The 20404-nt window shown below is 59.7% G+C and carries 22 protein-coding genes; 7 read left to right on the top strand and 15 right to left on the bottom strand.

Going from position 1 to position 20404, the window contains the following annotated elements:
• Window positions 1-43: 43 nt before the first annotated feature.
• Window positions 44-1045, top strand: coding sequence for a hypothetical protein (locus BSK43_RS31395; protein ID WP_077467405.1), 1002 nt, complete (start codon window positions 44-46; stop codon window positions 1043-1045).
• Between the two features lie 25 nt (window positions 1046-1070).
• On the opposite strand, the gene BSK43_RS31390 is transcribed toward BSK43_RS31395, so the two are convergent.
• The gene (locus BSK43_RS31390; RefSeq protein WP_136687387.1) at window positions 1071-2090 is read right to left on the bottom strand and encodes a LacI family DNA-binding transcriptional regulator; all 1020 of its coding nucleotides are present in this window, start codon (window positions 2088-2090) and stop codon (window positions 1071-1073) included.
• 107 nt (window positions 2091-2197) lie between these two features.
• Between BSK43_RS31390 and BSK43_RS31385 the strand changes: the two genes are divergently transcribed.
• Both BSK43_RS31385 and BSK43_RS31380 read left to right on the top strand, forming a co-directional pair.
• Window positions 2198-3391, top strand: a complete 1194-nt coding sequence (locus tag BSK43_RS31385; protein ID WP_077467404.1) for a phytanoyl-CoA dioxygenase family protein — start codon at window positions 2198-2200, stop codon at window positions 3389-3391.
• 7 nt (window positions 3392-3398) lie between these two features.
• Window positions 3399-4208: an SDR family oxidoreductase gene (locus BSK43_RS31380; protein WP_077467403.1), complete on the top strand. Its 810-nt coding sequence runs from the start codon at window positions 3399-3401 to the stop codon at window positions 4206-4208.
• A 79-nt stretch (window positions 4209-4287) separates the two neighbouring features.
• Here the strand turns inward: BSK43_RS31380 and BSK43_RS31375 are convergent, their stop codons facing one another.
• The 11 genes from BSK43_RS31375 to BSK43_RS31325 form a co-directional block, all read right to left on the bottom strand.
• Complete coding sequence (locus BSK43_RS31375; RefSeq protein ID WP_077467402.1) at window positions 4288-5442, bottom strand: alpha-D-ribose 1-methylphosphonate 5-triphosphate diphosphatase; 1155 nt, start codon at window positions 5440-5442, stop codon at window positions 4288-4290.
• A complete protein-coding gene (locus BSK43_RS31370) occupies window positions 5429-6175 on the bottom strand; it encodes an ATP-binding cassette domain-containing protein (protein WP_077467401.1) in 747 nt (248 codons plus the stop codon). The genes BSK43_RS31375 and BSK43_RS31370 overlap by 14 nt, the downstream gene beginning before the upstream one ends.
• A gap of 10 nt (window positions 6176-6185) precedes the next feature.
• Window positions 6186-7013 (bottom strand): ATP-binding cassette domain-containing protein, encoded by an 828-nt coding sequence (locus BSK43_RS31365; protein ID WP_077467400.1) that lies wholly within the window; start codon window positions 7011-7013, stop codon window positions 6186-6188.
• Window positions 7013-7924: an alpha-D-ribose 1-methylphosphonate 5-phosphate C-P-lyase PhnJ gene (locus BSK43_RS31360; RefSeq protein ID WP_077467399.1), complete on the bottom strand. Its 912-nt coding sequence runs from the start codon at window positions 7922-7924 to the stop codon at window positions 7013-7015. Before BSK43_RS31360 ends, BSK43_RS31365 begins: the two co-directional genes overlap by 1 nt.
• Complete coding sequence (locus BSK43_RS31355) at window positions 7921-9012, bottom strand: carbon-phosphorus lyase complex subunit PhnI (RefSeq protein WP_077467398.1); 1092 nt, start codon at window positions 9010-9012, stop codon at window positions 7921-7923. Before BSK43_RS31355 ends, BSK43_RS31360 begins: the two co-directional genes overlap by 4 nt.
• Window positions 9012-9557 (bottom strand): phosphonate C-P lyase system protein PhnH, encoded by a 546-nt coding sequence (gene phnH / locus BSK43_RS31350; protein ID WP_077467397.1) that lies wholly within the window; start codon window positions 9555-9557, stop codon window positions 9012-9014. Before phnH ends, BSK43_RS31355 begins: the two co-directional genes overlap by 1 nt.
• A 2-nt stretch (window positions 9558-9559) precedes the next feature.
• Window positions 9560-10018 (bottom strand): phosphonate C-P lyase system protein PhnG, encoded by a 459-nt coding sequence (locus BSK43_RS31345; protein ID WP_077467396.1) that lies wholly within the window; start codon window positions 10016-10018, stop codon window positions 9560-9562.
• Window positions 10019-10166: 148 nt separating this feature from the next.
• Window positions 10167-10967, bottom strand: coding sequence for a PfkB family carbohydrate kinase (locus tag BSK43_RS31340; RefSeq protein ID WP_169055488.1), 801 nt, complete (start codon window positions 10965-10967; stop codon window positions 10167-10169).
• A gap of 7 nt (window positions 10968-10974) precedes the next feature.
• Window positions 10975-11814 carry a carbohydrate ABC transporter permease gene (locus BSK43_RS31335; RefSeq protein WP_077467395.1) on the bottom strand — a complete coding sequence of 280 codons (840 nt, stop codon included), beginning with the start codon at window positions 11812-11814 and terminating at the stop codon, window positions 10975-10977.
• Window positions 11811-12695: a sugar ABC transporter permease gene (locus BSK43_RS31330; RefSeq protein WP_077467394.1), complete on the bottom strand. Its 885-nt coding sequence runs from the start codon at window positions 12693-12695 to the stop codon at window positions 11811-11813. Before BSK43_RS31330 ends, BSK43_RS31335 begins: the two co-directional genes overlap by 4 nt.
• A gap of 10 nt (window positions 12696-12705) precedes the next feature.
• A complete protein-coding gene (locus BSK43_RS31325) occupies window positions 12706-13953 on the bottom strand; it encodes an extracellular solute-binding protein (RefSeq protein WP_077467393.1) in 1248 nt (415 codons plus the stop codon).
• 223 nt (window positions 13954-14176) lie between these two features.
• Here BSK43_RS31325 and phnF point away from each other — a divergent pair, with 223 nt between their 5' ends.
• The gene (gene phnF / locus BSK43_RS31320) at window positions 14177-14935 is read left to right on the top strand and encodes a phosphonate metabolism transcriptional regulator PhnF (protein ID WP_077467683.1); all 759 of its coding nucleotides are present in this window, start codon (window positions 14177-14179) and stop codon (window positions 14933-14935) included.
• Window positions 14936-15003: 68 nt separating this feature from the next.
• Here the strand turns inward: phnF and BSK43_RS31315 are convergent, their stop codons facing one another.
• The gene (locus tag BSK43_RS31315; RefSeq protein WP_077467392.1) at window positions 15004-15930 is read right to left on the bottom strand and encodes a cation transporter; all 927 of its coding nucleotides are present in this window, start codon (window positions 15928-15930) and stop codon (window positions 15004-15006) included.
• A gap of 130 nt (window positions 15931-16060) precedes the next feature.
• Window positions 16061-17002, bottom strand: coding sequence for an AraC family transcriptional regulator (locus BSK43_RS31310; RefSeq protein ID WP_077467391.1), 942 nt, complete (start codon window positions 17000-17002; stop codon window positions 16061-16063).
• Window positions 17003-17068: 66 nt separating this feature from the next.
• On the opposite strand from BSK43_RS31310, the gene BSK43_RS31305 reads away from it, so the two are divergent.
• From BSK43_RS31305 to BSK43_RS31295, 3 genes are all read left to right on the top strand, one after another.
• On the top strand, window positions 17069-18298 hold the full coding sequence (locus tag BSK43_RS31305; protein WP_077467390.1) for a cytochrome P450: 1230 nt from the start codon (window positions 17069-17071) through the stop codon (window positions 18296-18298).
• A 28-nt stretch (window positions 18299-18326) separates the two neighbouring features.
• The gene (locus BSK43_RS31300) at window positions 18327-18647 is read left to right on the top strand and encodes a 2Fe-2S iron-sulfur cluster-binding protein (RefSeq protein ID WP_077467389.1); all 321 of its coding nucleotides are present in this window, start codon (window positions 18327-18329) and stop codon (window positions 18645-18647) included.
• Window positions 18648-19055: 408 nt separating this feature from the next.
• Window positions 19056-19526, top strand: a complete 471-nt coding sequence (locus BSK43_RS31295; protein WP_246662742.1) for a hypothetical protein — start codon at window positions 19056-19058, stop codon at window positions 19524-19526.
• A gap of 52 nt (window positions 19527-19578) precedes the next feature.
• On the opposite strand, the gene BSK43_RS31290 is transcribed toward BSK43_RS31295, so the two are convergent.
• Window positions 19579-20346: an SDR family oxidoreductase gene (locus BSK43_RS31290; protein WP_077467387.1), complete on the bottom strand. Its 768-nt coding sequence runs from the start codon at window positions 20344-20346 to the stop codon at window positions 19579-19581.
• Between the last annotated feature and the right edge of the window lie 58 nt (window positions 20347-20404).

Genomic DNA, 20404 nt, shown 5'->3' with positions numbered 1-20404 from the left:
ATGTGGGAAGACCCAGGCTAACGTCATCACAAGAGGATGCCGCATGCTCTTCCATCGTTTTCCGGCATGGAATCTTGCTCATGCGCTCTATTTCGATCAGCGCATGGGCGCTGCCGACAGTCCTTTCATTCGCCATCGCTTCAAGGAAGGGTTCGACGAAGGCTGGATCAGCCCCGCGCATCAGCGCCAGGCGCTCGAGATGTTCGTTCTCGCCGAGGAGCCTTTGCTCCCACCTGATCTCGACATCGATCCGCGGCCGATCGATGGCCACCTTCACTGGATTGGCCATGTCGCTCCCGATCTCAACGTCCGGCCTATGGGGCGCTATCAGGTCGATGAGCTCCGCGCGCTCAAAAACCTGATCATTTCCAATCTCGCCGTACGGAATATCACCGTCTCCTCCGCGAGTTTTGATGAGATCACCACGAATTTGGAAGAAATTCCGGAAAGGGTACGTTGGTTCGCCGGCGATCGGATGCTGCACGAGGTCGAGTTGGAATTCACCATGGCGTCCATCAGCCTGGAACTCACCCGCCGCGGCATTCCGACCTATAGCCAGATCCTGCCTGATATCATCGGTTCCGAGGCAAAGGCGGGCAATACGGAGCCTGCCGATCTGGCGATCGTGAAGCTCTATTTTGAGAACCAGATCGAGGTGCCATCGCCGGCGACGTTTTCCGAGGCTCTCAATCTTCGCGAGAACCCGCGCATCGAGGCCTGGCGGGGAAAGGTCCGCTCATGGTCGGATGAGCTTCAAGCCGGAAAGATTGATTTCGGGCATATCAAGACCGCTATTGACGACGCCAATGGCTATTTGAAAGGGGCAAGCCTGCCCTCGCGGCTGCTGCCGCATTGGTCGTGGATCTGCACTCTGCCCATGGGCTTCGTCGAAGTATTTGTTGCAAGAGAGGAGCTCGCTCATCACATCGGAGCTGGCCTGCTGGCGATAGAGAGCCTGCATCTTTTGGGAAAGGCGCTCAATCACGCGGTCCGATCGCCGGATCCGCTTCAGTATAAGTGGTTTCTGGTGAACAGCCGGGATTAGGAAGTGGCATGCAAGGTCGTTGCAGTCAGTGCGTCGGCTCGAAGGGCGTTGCGATTGCTACCCTCGACGGAGCCACCTGGAAATCGGGCGGCAGCATCCGGTGATAGGCGAGCATCAACTGACAGGCACTGCGGGCGTCGTGCCGCAGATCGTGATGGATGACGAAGGTAATGGCGCCGGTCGCCAGCAGCCTGACATTGTCCTGATCGAGATCGTGCGCGGCAAAAACGGCGCATTCGCGCCGGGCTTCGGTGAAGGCCTTCAATATGGCGCGATTGCCACCGCCGATCGAATAAACCGCGCGAATATCCGGCTCCCGTTCCAAGGCGTCTCGGACGAGCAGCTGGGTTGTTCGGTCGACGCCAAATCCCTCGGAAATCCGTACGGTCGAAAGTCGAGGAAAACGATCAGCGAGAACATTGCGGAATCCTTGCTCTCGCTCGTCCTCGCCGGCAAAGAGCCTGCTCGATAGCGTCACCAGCACCTTGCCGGGTTGTTCTCCGGCCATGCGGCCGAGCAGATAGGCGGCGGTTGCGCCCGCAACGCGATTGTCCATGCCGACGTAGCCGATGCGGGCATCCGCCGGCAGATCGGTGACCAGGGTGACAACAGGAATCCTTGCCGCCATCAGTTGGGCGGCAAGTTCGGCAATAGCCGGCGTCGAGGCAGCCTTCAGGACGACGCCGCGGCTGCCGCGCCGGCGGATGGTGTTGAGGATGGACAATAGTTCCTGCTCGCTCATCGTTTCGGCAACATGAAACCGCGCGGAGAATGAGGCCGGGCGCATACCGGGCAATTCCGCCTCGAATGCTTCGCGCACTGCCGTGGAAAAACGTTGCGGCGTATCCATCACGATGTCGATGACGAAGCGCCGCCCGGCGAGGCCCGATTGCACATATTGCCGTTCCAGCTCGGAAATTGCCGCTGCGACGCGGGTGCGTGTCACGGTACGAACGCCGGCGCGTTCATGCATCACCCGGTCCACGGTCGCCAGACTCAAGCCGGCCTGTAGCGCAATGTCCTTCAGTGGGAAGCGTGATTTCACCTGCCATCCTTCTGAGGTGTTTTTGAGGTGTTTTCAGTCTTTTTCATAGACCGGGGCGAGGTTACCTTCAACACATAAGTCGAACGTCATCTCGGGAGGAGAACACCATGGACGCTCAGACACAGACCAGCCGGCGCAGCCAAAAAATTTGGCTTTCGGCCGATTGCGGCAATCTCGATCATTTCAGGGACATGGTCGAAAAAACTGCAAATCCCTCGGACTGGCCGTTGGCGGCAAGTATCGAGAAGAACATCCTCATTTATGATGGCGATCTGGTTCGGAGTACCGCCGAGGATGAAGACAAGCGGCGCGAGCTGATGGCTGAGTGGGTCGAAGCCTTTACCGCAGGGCCGGGCATCATCGTCATCAAGAATGCCCTGCCGGATGCTGCGGTCGTTGATCGGGCTACCGCCGTTTTCGAAGCCATCGTCCGCGAGGAAAAGGAGAAGGGCAAGGGGGCAGGCGATCACTTTGCCAAGCCTGGCGCCAATGATCGCATCTGGAACTCCTTGGAGAAACATTGCCTGGCGGACCCTGAGAATTTCGCTCACTATTACGCCTCCACCGCCGTCGCGATGGTATCGGAAGCCTGGCTGGGCGTCGGCTACCAGATGACCGCGCAGATGAACCGGGTGAACCCCGGCGGTACGGCGCAGAAGCCGCATCGCGATTATCATCTCGGCTTCATGACGCCGCGGCAGATGCAGGCCTATCCCGGCCATATTCATGCGGTTTCGCCGCTTCTGACCCTGCAGGGAGCGGTCGCGCATTGCGATATGCCGCTCGAAAGTGGACCGACGCTCTTCCTGCCCTATTCGCAAACCTTTTTCGAAGGCTATATCGCCTTCGGACGCCCGGAGTTTCAGGCCTATTTCGCCGAGCATCACGTGCAGCTGCCACTGGAAAAGGGCGATGCCGTCTTCTTCAACCCGGCGGTCATGCATGGCGCCGGCAACAATGTCTCGAAGGATATCTACCGCATGGCAAACCTCCTGCAGGTGTCATCGGCCTTTGGGCGGGCCATGGAAAGTGTCAACAGAAGCCGTATGTCGGTGACGGCCTATCCGGCGCTGCTCGCCGCCGTTCAGGCAGGTGCGCTCAGCCGCGCTGAGGCGGCGAATGTGATCGCATCGACGGCCGAAGGCTATGCCTTCCCCACCAATCTCGACAGCGATCCGCCGGTCGGAGGCCTCGCGCCGAAAACACAGGCTCAAATCATGGCTGAGGCCCTTGATGCGGGGATGGATGCGGGGCAGTTTGCCGAGCTGATCGCCGCACATGCGGCACGCAGGGAGGCGTGAGGATTCTATGAACCGACTGGATGGAAAATTTGCCGTGGTGACCGGTGGCACGCAGGGCTTGGGTGCGGAGGTTGCGCGTCTCTTTGCCGAACGCGGGGCGGCAGGGATCACGATCTGCGGCCGCAGCACCGCAAAGGGTGAGGCCAAGGCGCGGGAGATTGGTGAGCGATACGGCACGCCGGTCGTCTTCGTTGCGGCCGATCTCGGCCGCGTCGAGGACTGCCGCAAGGTCATAGAGGCTGCGGCTGGGCAGTTTGGCCGGATCGACGCCCTGGTCAACGTCGCGGCGACCACTGATCGGGGAACCATTCTCGACACCAGCCCGGAACTGTTCGATCAGATCTTCGCCATCAATGTGCGCGCGCCGTTCTTCCTTATGCAGGACGCAATCAAGAACATGATCGCCAACGACGTCGAGGGCACGATCGTCAATATCTCCTCGATGTCGTCGATGGCCGGGCAGCCCTTCATCAGCGCCTATTGCTCGTCCAAGGGCGCGCTCGACACGCTGACCCGCAACACTGCCTTCTCGCTGCTCAGAAACCGGATCAGGGTCAATGCGCTCAACATCGGCTGGATGTCGAGCGATGGCGAGGACCGCATTCAGCGGGAATATCATGGTGCCGCCGATGACTGGTTGGCAAAGGCGGCCGCCAGCCAGCCCTTCGGCCGGCTGGTCGATCCGGCCGAGGTTGCACGCGCCGTCGCCTATCTGTCTTCCGAGGAATCCGGCCTGATGACCGGCGCCACGATCAATCTGGATCAATCGATCTGGGGTGCCTATGAAGGCACGCCGCACCCGCAGAAAGCGATGTAAGGAAAACAAATTGGCGGGAGGAAAATCCCCTCCCGCTGTCGTTTGTGACACGGACCCCAGGCCGGCTATGCTTTGCCGTCTAGAAGCCCTTGATGGAGCCGTCGGACCAAACCATCTTGCCGCCGCGGATCGTGCTGCGCACCCGTGGCACACGGCCGCGCTCGGCGATCACGAGATCGGCGCGCAGCCCTGCGGCGATCCGGCCGCGGTCATTGAGGCCGAGCGCCTTTGCCGGGTTGGCGCTTGCCAAGGCAGCCGAGGCGGGAAGGCCGCCGGTGCCGATTTCCGCAAGCGCGATGACAGCCGGAAGAATTGCTGACGGGTGATAGTCGCTCGCAAGGATATCGAGGACGCCGGCCTCATAGGCTTCCCGCGCGGAGAGATTGCCGGAATAGGATAGGCCTCGCAATGCATTCGGCGCGCCCATCGCGGTTGCCAATCCGAGTTTCCTCGCTTCCGTTGCCGTCGCGATATTGATCGGAAACTCGCTGATCGCCGCACCGAGGCTGTGCAGCAGTGCGACCTTCTCGATCGTGTCGTCGTCATGGGAGGCCAGCACAACGCTATGCTCGCGCGCCAGATCCGCCAGTCCGTTGATGATGTCCGTGCTGTCGCCGTGTTCGGTGCGGGCCGCCATGCGCTGCTTCACAAGATCTGCAGCCTGGGCTTCGCTGATCTTCTTTGCCTTTGCCGTATTGGCGATATGCAATTCGATATCGCGGTATTGCCCCTGGCCCGGCGTATGGTCCATGAGCGAAATCAGGTGGAGCGCGCCGGCGTCGATCAGCGCCCTTGCTTCTTTCAAAGCAGGCAGGAAGGTCACCTCGAAGCGGCCGTGGACGCGGTGGTCGATCAAGAGTTCGTCTCGCATCGATGCGAGTTTTTCGATCATTGCTCGGGTATTTTCCGCCGAGCGGACATGGCCGTAGGTTGCCGGGGTGAAGGCAACAGCCGCGTAGGCGGTCGTCACGCCGTTGGCAGCGAGCATCTTGTCGAGGTCGTAGACACCGAGTTCCAGCGGCATTCGGACATTGACCCGCGGCTCCACGCATTTCTCGATCATATCGCCATGCATGTCGACGAAGCCGGGCAGCAGAAACCGGCCGTGGCCGTCTACATCTGCGCCCTCAACCGGCCTTTCGCTGATCTCTGCGATCAGCCCCTCTTCGATCCTGACGGCGCCGCGCTCGATCACGCGGTCCTGTAATACAATCTCAAAATTACTCAGCCACATCGTCTTGCTCGTCCTCGATCTTGATGGCTTCCAGATATAATTCCCGGTCGATCAATGCCCTTACATCTTCGGGATGGTGAAAGACACCGATCATTGCAACGCCGGATGCCTTGAGCTGCGCCAATCTTTCGACCAGTGCCTTGCGTGCCGCATGATCGAGCGAGGCCGTCGGCTCGTCCAGCAGCAGCAGGCGTTGCGGCAGGATCAGCGCACGGGCCAGATTGACCTTCTGCTGCTCGCCGCCTGAGAATGTCGAGGGATAGGCAGACCAGAGCTGCTTCTTCACACCGAAAGCGTCGAGCCAGCGCCGCGCTTCGGCGAGGGATTCAGCATGTGATTTGCCGGCGAGCCTCAGCGGCTCGGCAACAAGCTCCTCCGCCGCGACACGCGGACGCGCATTCAGGAACTGGGTGACGAAGCCGATTTCACGCCGGCGCAGCACGGCGATATCGACATCGGCGGCAGTCGCGAGATCGATGATCCCTTCCTTCGTATGATAATAGACGTGGCCGCCGCGCGGCAGGTAGGAACGATAGAGCGTACGCAGCAATGTCGATTTGCCCGCGCCATTCTCGCCTTTGAGCAGAATGAATTCGCCTTCGCCGAGCTCGAAGTCGATATTCTCGAAGGCAAACAGTGTGCGCTTCAAATGATGCATTTCGAATTGCTTCGAGAGACCTTCGACGCGCAACACCGGAGCTGGAACTTGTCGGGTGGAAACCTGAATGTTCATCGTCTTTCCCTTAAAGCTTCGCGTGCACGAGTTGCTGCGTATAGGCGTGCTGTGGGTCCTGGAAGATCTGGTCGGCGAGGCCCTGTTCGACCACCATGCCGTGCCGCATGACCAGAACCCGGTCCGCCATGGTGCGGATGACGCCGAGATCATGCGATACCAGAACCATGGTGATGGAGCGGTCGCGCTGCAGCCGCTTCAGCGTATCGAGTACGAGCGCCTGGACGCTGACGTCGAGGCCAGTCGTCGGTTCGTCGAGCAGCAGGACGGCAGGTTCGAGCGCGATTGCCTTGGCCAGTTGGACGCGCTGTTGCATGCCGCCGGAAAGCTCGTTCGGCCGGGCGTCCATGCGCTCGATCGGAAATTCCGACGCGTCAAGGGATTGGCGTGCCCTTTCGCGCAGCTCGGCGAAATTGCGATTGCCAGCAATCAGCAGGCGTTCGGCGACATTGCCGCTGCTGGTGTGGTTCATCAGCAGCCCGAGATGCGGGTTCTGATAGACGATACCGATGTGATGCGCCCTCAGCATCCGCCGCTCAAAGCGATCGAGCGTGAAGAGATTGCGGCCCTCATGTCCTGGGAGCGCCAGATTATAGCTGCCGGTATCGGGCGTATCCTCAAGGTTCATCATCCTGAGGAGCGTCGACTTGCCGGAACCGGATTCGCCGACGATGCCAAGCACTTCGCCCGGATAGACGGTGACGTCGACGCCGGCAAGCGCCCGCACGTCACCATAGTTCCGCGCGATGTCGCGCATCGTCAAAATCGGGTCCGCTAGCATCAGTCTCGGCGGCTGGCGGGTCGGCTCCGCTGGTCTTGCGAGGTCAAGGTTGGCCATCAGTCCATCCTTCCATTGTTGTACCAGGTCTCGCCGATCTCGACCGCTTCGGCCTCAGTCTTGCGGATATGCTTGACGCCGAAATGACTGTCGGACAACTCGTATTGCGAGGAGCCATCCTCCTGGGGAATCTCGTTCATGAAAAAGCCGGTGACATTGCTGCGGTAACAGGTCTTGTCCTGGTGATCTTCGACCCGGTATGGCACATCGTCGAAGACCAAAGGCTCGACGCGCGTATAGGGCGGCACGGCAAAGATGCGTTTCTCGCGCCCGGCCGAAAGGATCGTCAGATGGTCGGCCTGGTTGAGCTTCGGCACATCCCAACGCGGGATCGGCGATGGTGTCATGACGTGTCGACCGTTGACCATGCTGGGATAGCTTGATCCCTGCATGATGCGGCCGGATTTGACGAGTTGTTCATAGAGGATTAGCCAGAGCTGGCCGTAATCGGCATCGCCATGCATCTCGCGCGCCACCGACATGTCAGGCTGGACCGGGCGCAACGGCTCCGGGTTCGGAACCTGCAGCACCAGGATCTGATCCTCGTGCAGCTTTTCCTCCGGAATTCGGTGGCGCGACTGGATGATGGTTGCGGCCATCGTATCCTCTGTCTCGACGGCGCCGCCGACGCGGGCGACGAATTTGCGGATGCTGCTGGCATTGACGGAATCATCCGAACCCTGGTCGATCACTTTGACGACCGACGTCGGCTTCAGCAGCGTCAGCGTCACCTGCAAGCCGCCCGTTCCCCAGCCGCGAGCGATCGGCACTTCGCGGCTGGCATAGGGCACTTGATAGCCAGGCACGGCAATCGCCTTCAGAATGCGGCGGCGCATTTCGCGCTTGGCGGATTCATCGAGGAAGCCATAGTTGAAGGCCATCCAGGGCTTTGTCAGATCCCGCAGTTTCATAGTGCGACCTCCTCTTGTCGTGAGGGAAGCTTGTCGGTGTCCGCAGGTTTTGCGGCCGCGTTCTTGTCCGTCTTGACGCGGCGCAGTGCATCCAGGCTGGACTGGAACGTGACATAGTGCGGAAGCTTGAAGTGGATGCAGAAGCCGGAGCTTTCGACCGGCTCGGTATGATAGAGCACGAATTCCTCATTGGCCGCCGGATGCGGATTGGGTTGGCTGGAGGCGAGATCAAGCGTCGCAGCGGCGATGACCTTTACCTCGTTCCAGCCGAAGGTGGCCGAGAAGCCCAGTTCCAGCTCTCTCGATTTCGAGATGACTTCGGTCTGGCTGACGCGAACGCGGCCGGCGCTGAACACCGTGCCGCAGGGATGGCGCAGACGGACCGGTGCTTCGGCCAGGCGCAATTCATTGACGGTTGGATGCACGGAGCTATAGCCGCGCATGGTTGAATATCCGAGCGCCAGGGTTCCGCCGGTATCGGCGCGCGCCAGGCTCTGCAGTTTATGTGCCCGCGTTGCGGGAAAGAGCAGCGGTTCGCGCGTTAGGTCAGGGATATCGTCGGGCGCGACCGTTTCGACCGGGTGCTCCGGAATAAGACCTTGCGCCTTCTGCCAACTGGTGAGCGAAGGTTGGCTCGCAGGCGCCGGTTCGGCGGCCGGGATCACCGGCTCGGGCACATAGTCTTCGCCCTTCAGCACATCGACCTGCAGCAGGCGATGCGAATAATCGAGCGTCGGCCCGAGGATCTGACCGCCCGGAATATCCTTAAAGGCGGCCGAGATGCGGCGAACGGTGAAAAGATCCGTCTGGCCGACTGGTTCTGCAACGGCGATTCTCGGTTGCGTCGTGCGGTAGGCGCGCAGCAGCAGGATCGCCTCATAGAGATCGCCGCCAGCCTGCGCCAAAGCGAGGGCAGCGAGATCGGGCTCATAAAGCGACGCCTCGCCCATCACTCGGTCGATGAGATAGGGAAGGCCGGTCTTGACCGCTTCGACACGCTCGCGGGTGATCGCGCCGAGATCGCCGCGGAAGAGCCGCTCGGCCTGGTCGATGGCATATTCGCCACCTCGGGTTGCTACATAGGCCATCAGAGCACCTCGATTGTGGTTGAGCGGGGAATGCCGAGCAGGCGCTTGCTGTCGACGAGATAGAGGTCCCAGCCGAGCGGATAGCGGATCGCCTTGCGGCGCATCTGCCAGAAGCCGGGGTCGATGCCGTCAATCTCGATCGTGATGCTGTCCTTAATGCCGGGGCCGGTGAGGCGCAGCCGCTGCCCGATGCCGAACTTTGCAGTCACGAATAGGGTCGCGGCATCATCCGGATAGGCGAGGGTGCCGATGCGCAACGACGAGAGAGCCTCGACGCTTTCGGCGGAGTCGATCGCCGCGAAAACATAGTCTGCCTCGGCAAGCGGTGCTCGCCGAGCCCCGGTTGTGGCCAACATCGTGTCCAAAGACGGATCATTCGGAGCGTGGAAGCTGCATTCGCGATCAAGCAGGCTCTCTGCGAGGATCCAGAAGCCTTCTCCCGGCATCTCGCGTAGCTGGCCGGGCCGGCTGAGTGCCCACATGAGTTCTTCGAAGGTCGCGTTGGTGCGGGTGTCGTCCAGGGTAGGCAGAAGATTGTGTGCCATGGTCAGAACGTCTCCATCTGCACGCGGGTCGCTTCGACTTTTTGCAGCAGCAGCCGATCCTCTGCTTCCTGATGACGCCGTTCGGCATCCAGAAGTTCAAGGATGATGTCGGCCTGATGGCCGGCGGTGATCGCCGCATCGATGATCGCCATCGCCATGGCATGCTCGAGATCCCGGCCGATGACCGCGCCATAACCTTCGACAGATCGCTCCGGCACGCGGATATGCGCCTCGGACACCAGAACCTCGCCCAGATGAAAGGCCGTGCCGCAGACCGTATCGGTCAGTGGAAGCATGGCAAGGCCGGTGCGGTTGACGAGAACGGCGACCTCGCCGAGCGTGTCGAGCACCTGTTCGGCAGTCGCCTTTATGGCCTCCGGGCGGCCTGCGGCAAGAATTTCAAGTGCCTGCGCATGGGGATAGGATTTACCGACCGGACTGCCGGTCTTCTCCTCGGTCATGGTCTTCTTCCTTGGCAGTTTGTAGTTCGCGTGGGCTGGACGCCTTACGTCCAAAACATTCGAATAATTTCTATAATCATCCGAATGAATTGTCTATGCCGTTTCGCTGCGCAAGGGCGATATTTCTGATCCCGAAGGATGGGGGTGCTCAGCCTTCGCGCCGGCGCAACCATTCCGCCGTCACGCGGCTTGCTTCCCGCGCCGCGGCTGCCGGCTCCAGCCCCGCGAGCAAGGCGAAGAGGAAGGCGCCAGCAAATCGATCCCCTGCGCCGATCGTATTCGCGGTATCGACCTTTGCAGCCGGCTCCACCTCTATGGTCGTCGATCCATCGAACAGGCTGATCGGGCGAGGCCCATCTGTCAGCACGAGCATCTTCAGGCGTGGACCGGCGATTTGACCGGCGCGCTGCCAGGCGACACGGAGATCATCCACAACGTCGTCGCGGGAGGAGATCACATAGTCGGCGGGACGCGGCGTTGCAGACCGCAGCGGAAATTGCGAAATGACGAGCGGCTGGGCACCGATCTGACCGACAAGGCTCTCGTCGAGACTGAGCGAATTGATGTAGACGCCCGCGCTCGAGAGTTTCTCACTGGCCGTTAACGGCGCCAATTGCCTCGTGGGTGCGAGGATGGTCCTCTCTCCATTCGGTTCGAGGAAGATTTCCAGCGGCATGGTCTCGCCCGGCGCCATCGTGATGTATTGGCTGTCGAAGCCATCGGCGACGAGAGATTTCAGGGCTGCTTCACCCTGTTCGTCCTGCATCAGCCGCGAAAGGATGGCGACGTCGGCTCCCAGTTCCAGAAGCTGCCGACCCGTATAGAAGGCGCCGCCGCCGAGCCGCGTTGTCCGCGACGAGAACTGTATCCGCCGACCCGGCACCAATGGTGCGTCCAGCTGCCATATGCGGTCGTGGTTTACCGATCCGATAACAATTACACGGGGCATGCTCTGCCTATCTGTCGTCAATGCCGGGGGCCAGCGCATCGACGATGAAGCGCTGTGCCAGCAGGAATATCAGAAGAACGGGGACGATCGACAGCAAACTCGTCGCCATCAGCGGTCCCCATGCCCGATCGGCTCCCTCAAGATCGGCAAAGGAAGCGATGCCGGTCGTCAGCGTCTTCTTGAAAGCATCGTCCAGCACCAGCTGACCCCAAAGATAGATGTTCCAGGCACCCATGAAGGAGATGACGGAGAGCGCCGCGATTGCGGGGATGACGTTCGGTAGGCCGATCTCGATGAATTGCCGCCCCAGGCCGCTGCCATCCATCCGCGCCGCCTCGAATATCGAGGCAGGCAGCGACCGGAACGCCTGCCGCATGTAGAAGACGTAGAAGCCGATATAGGGGATCGACGGAATGATCATCGCTCCATAGGTATTGAAGGCCTGCAGCTTCACGACGGCGATATAGGTCGGGATGATCGCCAGCACGCTCGGAAAGGACATGGTAGCGATGACGAACCAGAAGAGTGTCTGCCGTCCCGGAAATTCCAGCCGCCCGAAGGCAAAACCCGCAGGGACGGCGAGAATGAGCTTTCCGACAGTGATGAGCGTTGCCGTCAGCAACGAATTCCACAGCCACATCCAGATGGGATGACGGCTGGCGGCAACGGTGAAGTTCGACAGGGTCGGATCCTCCGGCCATAGCCGAACCGACTTCGACATGATGATATCGTTCGGCGTGAAGGCGGCGGAAACCATCCAGACCAGCGGAAATACGGTGACAATGCAGATCGCCAGCAGCGCGATATGAAGCAGCAGCCGGTGCAGCTTCGAGCCGAAATTGTTCATCTGTAATGGACCCGCTTTTCACTGACGCGGAACTGCAGCCATGTCACGGCAAGCACGAGCACGATGATGATGACGGCAACGGCACTTGCGGGTCCGAACTGGAAGAACAGCAATCCTTGCTGCCACAGGAAATAGAGCAGGCTCGAACTGGCGCCCGCAGGCCCGCCATGGGTCAGGACATCGATAATGCCGACGATGTCATCAAGGACATGGAAGAAGGTCGTCACGCTGATGAAGAAGGCCGTCGGCGTCATCAGTGGCAGGCTGATGTTGAAGAAATGCCGCAGCGAGCCCGCGCCATCGAGCTGTGATGCCTCGCGCAGCTGATGCGGCAGGTTTGCCAGCGCCGCCAGCCAGAGAAGCATGTTGAGGCCGAAGGTCTTCCAGAATGTCACAAGGCTCACGCACAAGAGCGCCAGGCTCGGATCGGTATGCCAACGCGATGGCGGGAAACCGAAATAGCCAAGGATTTCGTTGAACAGACCGTTGATGGGGTTGAACAACCACGACCAGGCGACGCCCGCGACGGAATAGGCGACGATCGTCGGCAGAAACAGGCTGCCGCGATAAAAGGCCTGCATCGGGTTCTTGCGCACCGAATGAAGCATAACCGCAAAGATCAATGGCACGATAATCTCGGCCGGGATGAGGACGGCGCAATAGAGCAGCGTATTCCAGGCCGCGGCGCGAAAATCGGCATTAGCGAAAACGGACGCATAATTGTCCAAGCCGACAAAGCGGATGTCTGACGACAGCAGATTCCAGTCGATTACAGACAGCGCCATCGAAGCGATGAGCGGGCCATAGAGGAATATCGCAACGGCGAGAACGGCTGGCCCCACGAACAGATAGGGGGCCAGCGATCTAAGACGAAATGGCATGATGCTGTGCCTATGCCGAAATCAGGCCTGTCAGCTCGTCATGAGCGCCCTTGATGCCGTCGGCGACAGTCGTCTCCTTAAGCAACATGCGCGAAACCCACTTGCGCCACACGGCCTGACCTTCGAGGCCGCGCTTGCCCGGCCAGATGGTTTCTGCGGTCAAGCCGTCCGTCAGCTGGCCGGCGGCCGGCTTCATGAAGTCGTTGATCAGGGGAATGTCATGCGTCGACGTGTTGAGGTAGCCGGTCTGCGACCAGAGCGTCTGGCCTTCCTTCGAAGCGCAGAATTCAAGGAAGGCGAGCGAGGCCTCCGCCTGTTCCTTGTTACGGGTGTAAACGGCGATGAAATTGCCGCCGCTGTTCATCTTGCGTGGATGGCCCGGAAGGCTCGGGAACTTGGTTGTGATCGCCTTTGCAGTGCCGAACGGGAAGGTAACGGCTGAGGTCGAGCTGGTCGTGCAGATGGCAAGGGCACCGGATTGGAATGCTGCCGTTTGTTCCTTGTCGCTGACGGGGAGCCAAAGACCCTCATGCGCCGGTGCGCAATATTCCGTCATGCCGGCGATGGCTTCGGGGCTGTTCAAGGCCAGCTTGCCGGCCGGATCGATAATAAAGCCGCCCGCATTCTGGATGAAGGACTGGCTCGTCCATTCATTGTTGGAGAGCGAGATCGGCGAACGATAGGTCGGATGCTTGCCCTTCAGCGCGGCATCGAGCTTGCGGGCACTGTCGTAAAGCCACGTCGTATCCGGTGTTTCCGGCAGGTTCGGATCGAGCCCGGCTGCCTTCCAAATCTCGCTGTTGATATAGGTGATCGGCGTCGACATGGCCCAGGGAAGGCCGATGACCGCGCCATCAATGGTGACGAGCGGCAGCACGGAAGAACGGAAATTGGCAAGAATGGCCTCTGCCTTCGCGGCATTGATTTCACGCAGATCGCGGGCGCCAAGCGTGCGCTTGGCGAAATAGCCGAATTTCCAGCCCGTGATCATCATCGCAGGCGGACGACCGGCGGCGATGCTGGCAACCGCCTTTGCGGTCACCGCTTCATAGTCACCGTCGAAGCGGTTCGTAACAGTGACGCCGAGATTCTTGGCGTTGAATGCGTCGACAACCTTCTGGAACGGCTTGTCGGAGCCCCAGGTGCTCGAGATTTCAATGGCCGCATCGGCCGATCGAGCTTTTCCGGTCAGCGCGATGTTTGCGCCGATGACTGCTGTTGTACCTGCAATAAATTGCCGACGATTAAGCTCTACCATTATACCCTCATTATCCGAATGAATAATATATCATCCGAATATTTATCTAATGGTGGCAAATGACATCCGTATGAAGAGGCGTTGGCCTAATGGTAGAAGATCACGGGTAAAATTCGGTTCATCAACGATCCATGGGACGTTCATCATTGAACAGAGATTGAAATACAATGCTGAAGCCGATATATGACATTCGAATGACATGGCTGGATTCGGATGGATGGGCATGGAGAAGAAGTCGCTGCACGGACAATGGCAGCAGGTCGAGAGCGATATTGCCGAGGATATTCTGACCGGTCGTCTGTCGCCGAAAGCGCAACTGCCGACGGAAACCGACCTAATGGACCGTTTCGGCGTTGGGCGTCATACGATACGGCGCGCTATTTCCCGTCTGGAAAGCCGCGGGCTTGTTCTGGTCGAGCAGGGACGCGGAACCTTCGTCAGGGATAGCCGCCTCGACTACCGTTTGTCCGAACGTACGCGTTTCTCCCAGAATCTGCTGGATCAGGGCAGGGAGCCGCTGGGGCAGGCCATCCACGAAGAAGTGGTTCCCGCTCCCGAGTTCATCGCCGAAGCTTTGCGGCTTCCGCACGGAGAGCCGGTCTATCATATCGTCCGCCGCGGCTTTGCCGACGACGAGCCGATAAACTATTCGCACGCCTATTATCCCGTACGCCGTTTCCCCGGCTTTGACGAAGCGCGGCGGGGCGGGCGGAGCGTGACCGTGATTCTGGCCGAGTACGGCATACCCGACTATATCCGCCTGCGCACCGACATCATCGTTCGGCTACCGACAAGCGAAGAAGCAAAGCAGCTATCTCAGTCGATGTCCCAGCCGGTGGTGGCGCTCAGAAAGGTCGACGTCGATCTCAAGGGCACGCCGATTTCCTATTCCGAGTCGGTTTGGCCGGGTGAGCGTGTGCAGTTCTCGATCGACAATACCAGCCAGCTTCTGGACGTGTTGACGCGCGGCGATGCGGGCTAAACGGACTTCGACGGGAGAGCGAATGTGGCGCGACGGGCTGATGGGCGCGAACAGGCGCTCCCTACAGGCTAGATGGCCCATTCGGGATCGGTCGTGAAGGCAATGGTCAGCCAGCGGTCCGGGCTTTCATCGCCGATCGCCTCGCCGATCTCGTCGCGGATGCGATCCCATTCCTCCAGTTTTCTCGCCGGTCCATCCTTGGGCACGATGAAGTAAAGCTCGATCTGTTTGCCGCGCCCGACGCGCGCGACATAGGAGCGGTAGGATTCAAAATTGTAGCGCTGGACGACGCCAGTGGCGACACGGTCGACATGTTCCCTGAGATCAGCCGGCGTCATGAGCATGATGTCGGCAAATGCCTGCCTGATCGTGCCGGCCGGTATGGGGATAACGATGATGCACACAAGAGCAAGCGCCACAGGGTCGACGTAGGGCGACATCCATTGCAGGCTCGTTCCCTGAATGAAGAAGCCGAAGATGAAGGCGATGAGCAGTGCGGTGCTGAGGCCGCCGGTCATCACCCAGGCCTTGGCGTCCAGGGCGATGAAGCTCGATCTGAGCGTCCTGTTCATCCCCTGGGCGTAGACCGCCATGGCGAAGGCAATGATCATTGTCAGCACGGCATAAATGATGGCCTGGTCGAAGGAGAGATGCCGACCGCCGGCCATGATGCTGGCGACCGCATTGATCAATGCATAGATCGCCGCACCCGTCAGCAGGATGCCGTTAAGGCCGAGGACCATGGGTTCCAGATGCCAGAAACCCATGGTGAAATGCTTGGCGAACCTGCGGTTGCCCTCCGTGTCAGTTGCCGACGAGATGATCAGGTTGGAGACGATCAGCGCGACGATGGTCATGATCGCATCGGTCAAAGCGTAGACACCGTCGAAGACGATGGCGTAGGAGCCGGACAGGACGCCGAAGATGATGCCCGCGGCCGCAAGAACGAACGTCACGATGATGGAGACGCGCAGGACGCCTTGTTCAGTGCTCACTCTTTGCTCCTCCTGCGGCTATCTCGGGCATATTTTAATCGATCAATCTATATACGGTTATACGGCAGGTTTTCGCGGTATCATAAAAAACGGGCCAATTGATTGGAGCTCATTGACAGGCGTTCGATTTTCATCGGCTCGCGAGCGCCGCGCTCCGCCCCTGCCGCCTGAACTTGCTTGGCGTGACGCCGGCCAGCCTTTTGAAGTCACGCGCGAAATGGAAGGGGTCGGGATAACCGCATCTGGCAGCGATCCGTCCGATCTGCTCTTCCGTCACGACGAGCAGCCGTTTGGCGGCGTTGACGCGCTCGTGGCGAAGCCAGTCGAGAGGCGTCGTCCCCATTCTCTGACGAAATCGGCGAAACAATTGTGCCTGGCTGAGATTGGCGGCCGCGGCGAGTTCCGCCACGCTCCAGGGGTGTGAAAGATCCGTCCGTACGGTTTCCAGGACGCGTTGCAATCTCTGTACCGCGCCGCTGAGATCGCCGCCATCAGCGCGCTCGGACACCAGCGTCGATATCAGCTGTGCGAGCAAGGCAAAACACCGGCTGTCGGCCAGAAAGCCGCTTGTTTCCACCTCCCTGAGAATGTCTTCGAAAAGCGGCTGCAGGTCGTGTTGAGCCGCCGTCGCGAAGACAGGATTTCCACCTACGCCGAGATTGTCAAACAGGGTGTCGAGCCCGTGGCCGACGAAGCCGAGCCAGAGATACGACCAGTGAGAATGATGCGGCTCACAGCCATGTGAGTAGAGCATTGAGGAGTCGAGCCAGGCGATTGTTCCCTGTTGTAGCAGGTTTGATTGTCCGTTGACGTCAAGCACACCTTTGCCGCTGAGGGTGAGGATCAGGGTATGCTGGTTAAAGCGCTGGGCGATTGGCGCTTCTGTGGGGCCGCAGATCCGCCGCCCAGCGGCCAGGAGCGAATAGGGTAGGGCGCGCGAGAGCCGACCCGGTGTTTGAAAGAAGACCTCATCGAGGGCGCGGATTTCCGCCGCTGTTGCTTCGTCGACCATGGTGGCCTGACCATATCCGAGGATGAGAGTTTTATCCATATGGGCGCGGTTCGCATCCATGTCTTTCTGTCGTAGGGAAGGTTATTCTGCGCCAGTTTAACCGGAATCGAGGAGATCCAGGTGGCGATGACGGCAACCCAATCATTTGATCCGCTCTCGCAGGCATTCGCAGAGGATCCCTATGCGTCCTATCGCGAACTGCGCGCCAGCGAAGGTCCGGTTTATTACGAGCATTTCGATATATGGCTGCTGTCGCGCTACCAGGATGTTGCCGCCGCCGCCGGTGACAAGACGCTGGTGCGCTCGCTTGAATTTTTCCTCTCTCCCGAGGAAATCCAGGAGCACAAGGTTCGGCTGAACTGGCATGACATGCCGAACCATTCGCGCTTCGTGCAGTTCAGCATGCTGGATTCCGATGGCGAAACGCATGACCGTCTGCGGCGCAAGGTTTTCCGCGAATTCACTCCCGCTCTCGTCGCCCGCCAGCGCGGGATGATCCAGGATTTCGTCGACAAGCTGCTCGACCGGCTGCTCGAAGCGAGAACGATCGATTTCGTCGAGGATCTTGCCTCGGAAGTCCCGGGCCATATCATCGGCTCGGTGCTGGGTGTGCCGGACGAATATGCGGGGCAATTGCGCCGATGGTCGGAGCAGGTGGTGCAGTATTTCGACGTCGACCGCAGTGCCGAGCGCAAGGCGATTGCCGAGCGTGCGACGACAGAGTTCTACGAATTGCTGAAGGAGCTCATTGCCGATCGCGTGCGCAACCCGCGAGACGATCTTCTCTGTCGGCTCACGCAGGCCTATACCGCCGGCGAGCTCACCGAAGACGAACTCGTTTCCACCTGCATGCTGATCCTGATGGCCGGACACGGCTCGACGATCGACGTGCTGGGTAGCGGAATGCATGCTCTCTTGCAGTATTCAGACGCTCTGGCCAAGCTCAGGGAAGCGCCGGCCGCTATGCCGACCGCCATTCAGGAAATGTTCCGCTACGAGTCGCCGCTGCCATTCTTCCATCGCTATCTCACCGAGGAAAAGGTGATCGCCGGCAAGAGCCTGCCGAGAGGCACCAAGGTCGGCCTGCTCTATGGTGCGGCCAACCGTGATCCAGAGCAGTTCGACGCGCCTGACCAATTCAATATCGAGCGAAGCCCCAACCGCCATCTGGCATTCGGCGGCGGCGCGCATTTCTGTCTCGGCAATCACCTCGCCCGTCTCGATATGGAGATCATTTTTACGACGCTGCTCCAGCGTACCCGCTCGATCGAATTGCTGGACGAACGTCCCGCCTACAAGCGCGGACTGTCGGTTCGTGGCCCGCAGCGGCTTAACATCAGGCTTATTCCCGCTTGAGCGGGTTGTCGAAAGCATGGAGAATGCAATGTGTGAAATCGTGTTCGTCGACTCCGCTGGTCAGGAAAAGCGCGTGCGTGCGGAAAATGGCGAGACGCTGATGGCCGTTGCTGTCAGGAACGACATCGACGGTATCGTGGCGCAATGCGGCGGCGCCTTGGCCTGCGGGACCTGTCATTGCTACATCGATCAGCCTCACCTCGATCTGCTGCCCCCGCCTTCGGAGGAAGAAGCTGACATGATCGAGTTCGTGATGGACCCGACCGCCAATAGCCGCCTTAGCTGTCAGATCCTCATGAGCAGCGTCACCGACGGAATGCGTGTGGTCGTTCCAGATAGCCAGCACTGATCCCAGGCATCTTGGCAATCGACAGGGTTGCTGAATAGAAGACGCTGCCATTTTCTATTTCGAAGGCTTCGCTTGGCAGAATTGCGATCGAATGCAGCGGGGGTTTCCAATGGAAGACAATCCGCTATAAGGTCTTGTCTTGGAGAGATCATAAGCGATTGCGCTACGGCAATTGCGATTATGAGGCAATCCTCAGCCCTTCATCCAAGCTGATCCCCAATCAACTGCGGCCCGTCACTGAGCGCACATCCGAGCATTATGGCTAAACAGACAAAACCCTTCGTCCTCGAAATCAAATCCTCCCGCCGAATGAGAACAAGGCCCGCCCAACAGGTGAAGTCGATCTGGGGTTCCTTCGCCTCTGACCTCAAGCAGAGCCTGGCGGAAAAAGAGGAGGCGGCGGTAAGCATGGCTGAGCACGAACACTGTACCGAAGTGCCGGATCTGGTCCAGGCTGTTGCAGCCGATCACGATGAAACCGCGATCTCGCCCTCCAAATCTCACTTCATCGAAAAATGGGCTGCAAAGAGAGCGGAAAAGCCGAAGGCCGGCGCGGCGGATATGGTCGCAACATTTCTGAGGCGGCTCGAGCGGCAAAAGACCTTGCTTGCCGAATTCGAGGCGGATCCCAGTGGGTTCAAGAGCTGGCGGTCGGCGTGGTTTCGCAAGGTGAATGGCGGCTTCGGCGTCAGCATCGGTTATGATCGGATCGATGCCGGCGGTGGTCTGCGATACATCGTTGTTGAAACCCTCCGGGATGTCTCCGAATTCCTCGATGATCTCGGCCACCACGCACAAACCGACAAGAATTTTCAACGCGCCCTGAGCGAAAGCCGGTCACGGCGTGCCGGGCGCAGAGTTGGCGCCACGGCAGTCTAGGCAATTTTATTGTCTCTCGAAGCAGTTCGCCTTAGCCGGAAGCGCTATCCGGCTAAATTGCCGTGAAGCCATTATCGACGAAGAGATGGATGCCGTTTACGAAGTTGGATTCGTCCGAGGCTAGGTAGAGGGCGGCTCGCGCCACATCCTCCGGCTCTCCGATCCGGCCCTGTTGCGCGGCGATTGCCGCATCGGAAACATCGACACCGAGGGCCTGCAGCTCGGCGACCTCGCGCAGGCCATGCGGCGTGCGGATAAAGCCGGGGCAAACCGCGTTGCAACGAATATTTCGGTCGCGGAATTCGACGGCTATGGCGCGAGCGAACATGTGAACGGCACCTTTCGTGGTGTCGTAGAGTACCTCCATCGGCGTAGCAGCAACTGCGGAGATTGACGATGTGCAGACGATGGAACCCCCGCCAGCCGCAATCATGCCCGGCAGGACGGCTTTGGTCATCAGGAACATCGAACGCACGTTGACTGCGTGCAGCCATTCCCATTCCTTAAGCGTCGTTTCGAGAAACGGTTTGATGACGATCGTTCCGGCGTGATTGAAGAGTACGTTTGCCGCACCGAAACGGTCCTCGATGCCCTTAACGGCAGCATTGACGGCCGCTTCGTCCGAAACATCGGCGACCCAATGATCGGCGATGCCGCCGGCACTGCGAATTGATTGCACCGTCTCCGCCGCGGCATCGCCATTTCGGTCGATGATTGCGACTTTCGCGCCTTCTGCTGCAAACAGACGTGACGCCGCCCCGCCCATCCCCGTGGCTCCGCCAGAGATGATCGCAATCTTACCCTTTAGCCTGTCCGTCATTGGTTCCTCGCTTGATGTCCGAAAGTGTGGATCGAACTACAATTGGCGCACGACATAA

This window comes from Rhizobium sp. P44RR-XXIV (assembly GCF_001999485.2).
Classification (GTDB): Bacteria; Pseudomonadota; Alphaproteobacteria; order Rhizobiales; family Rhizobiaceae; genus Rhizobium.
The sequence above is the reverse complement of the archived record's forward strand: the minus strand, read 5'-3'. Positions and strand labels throughout refer to the sequence as shown.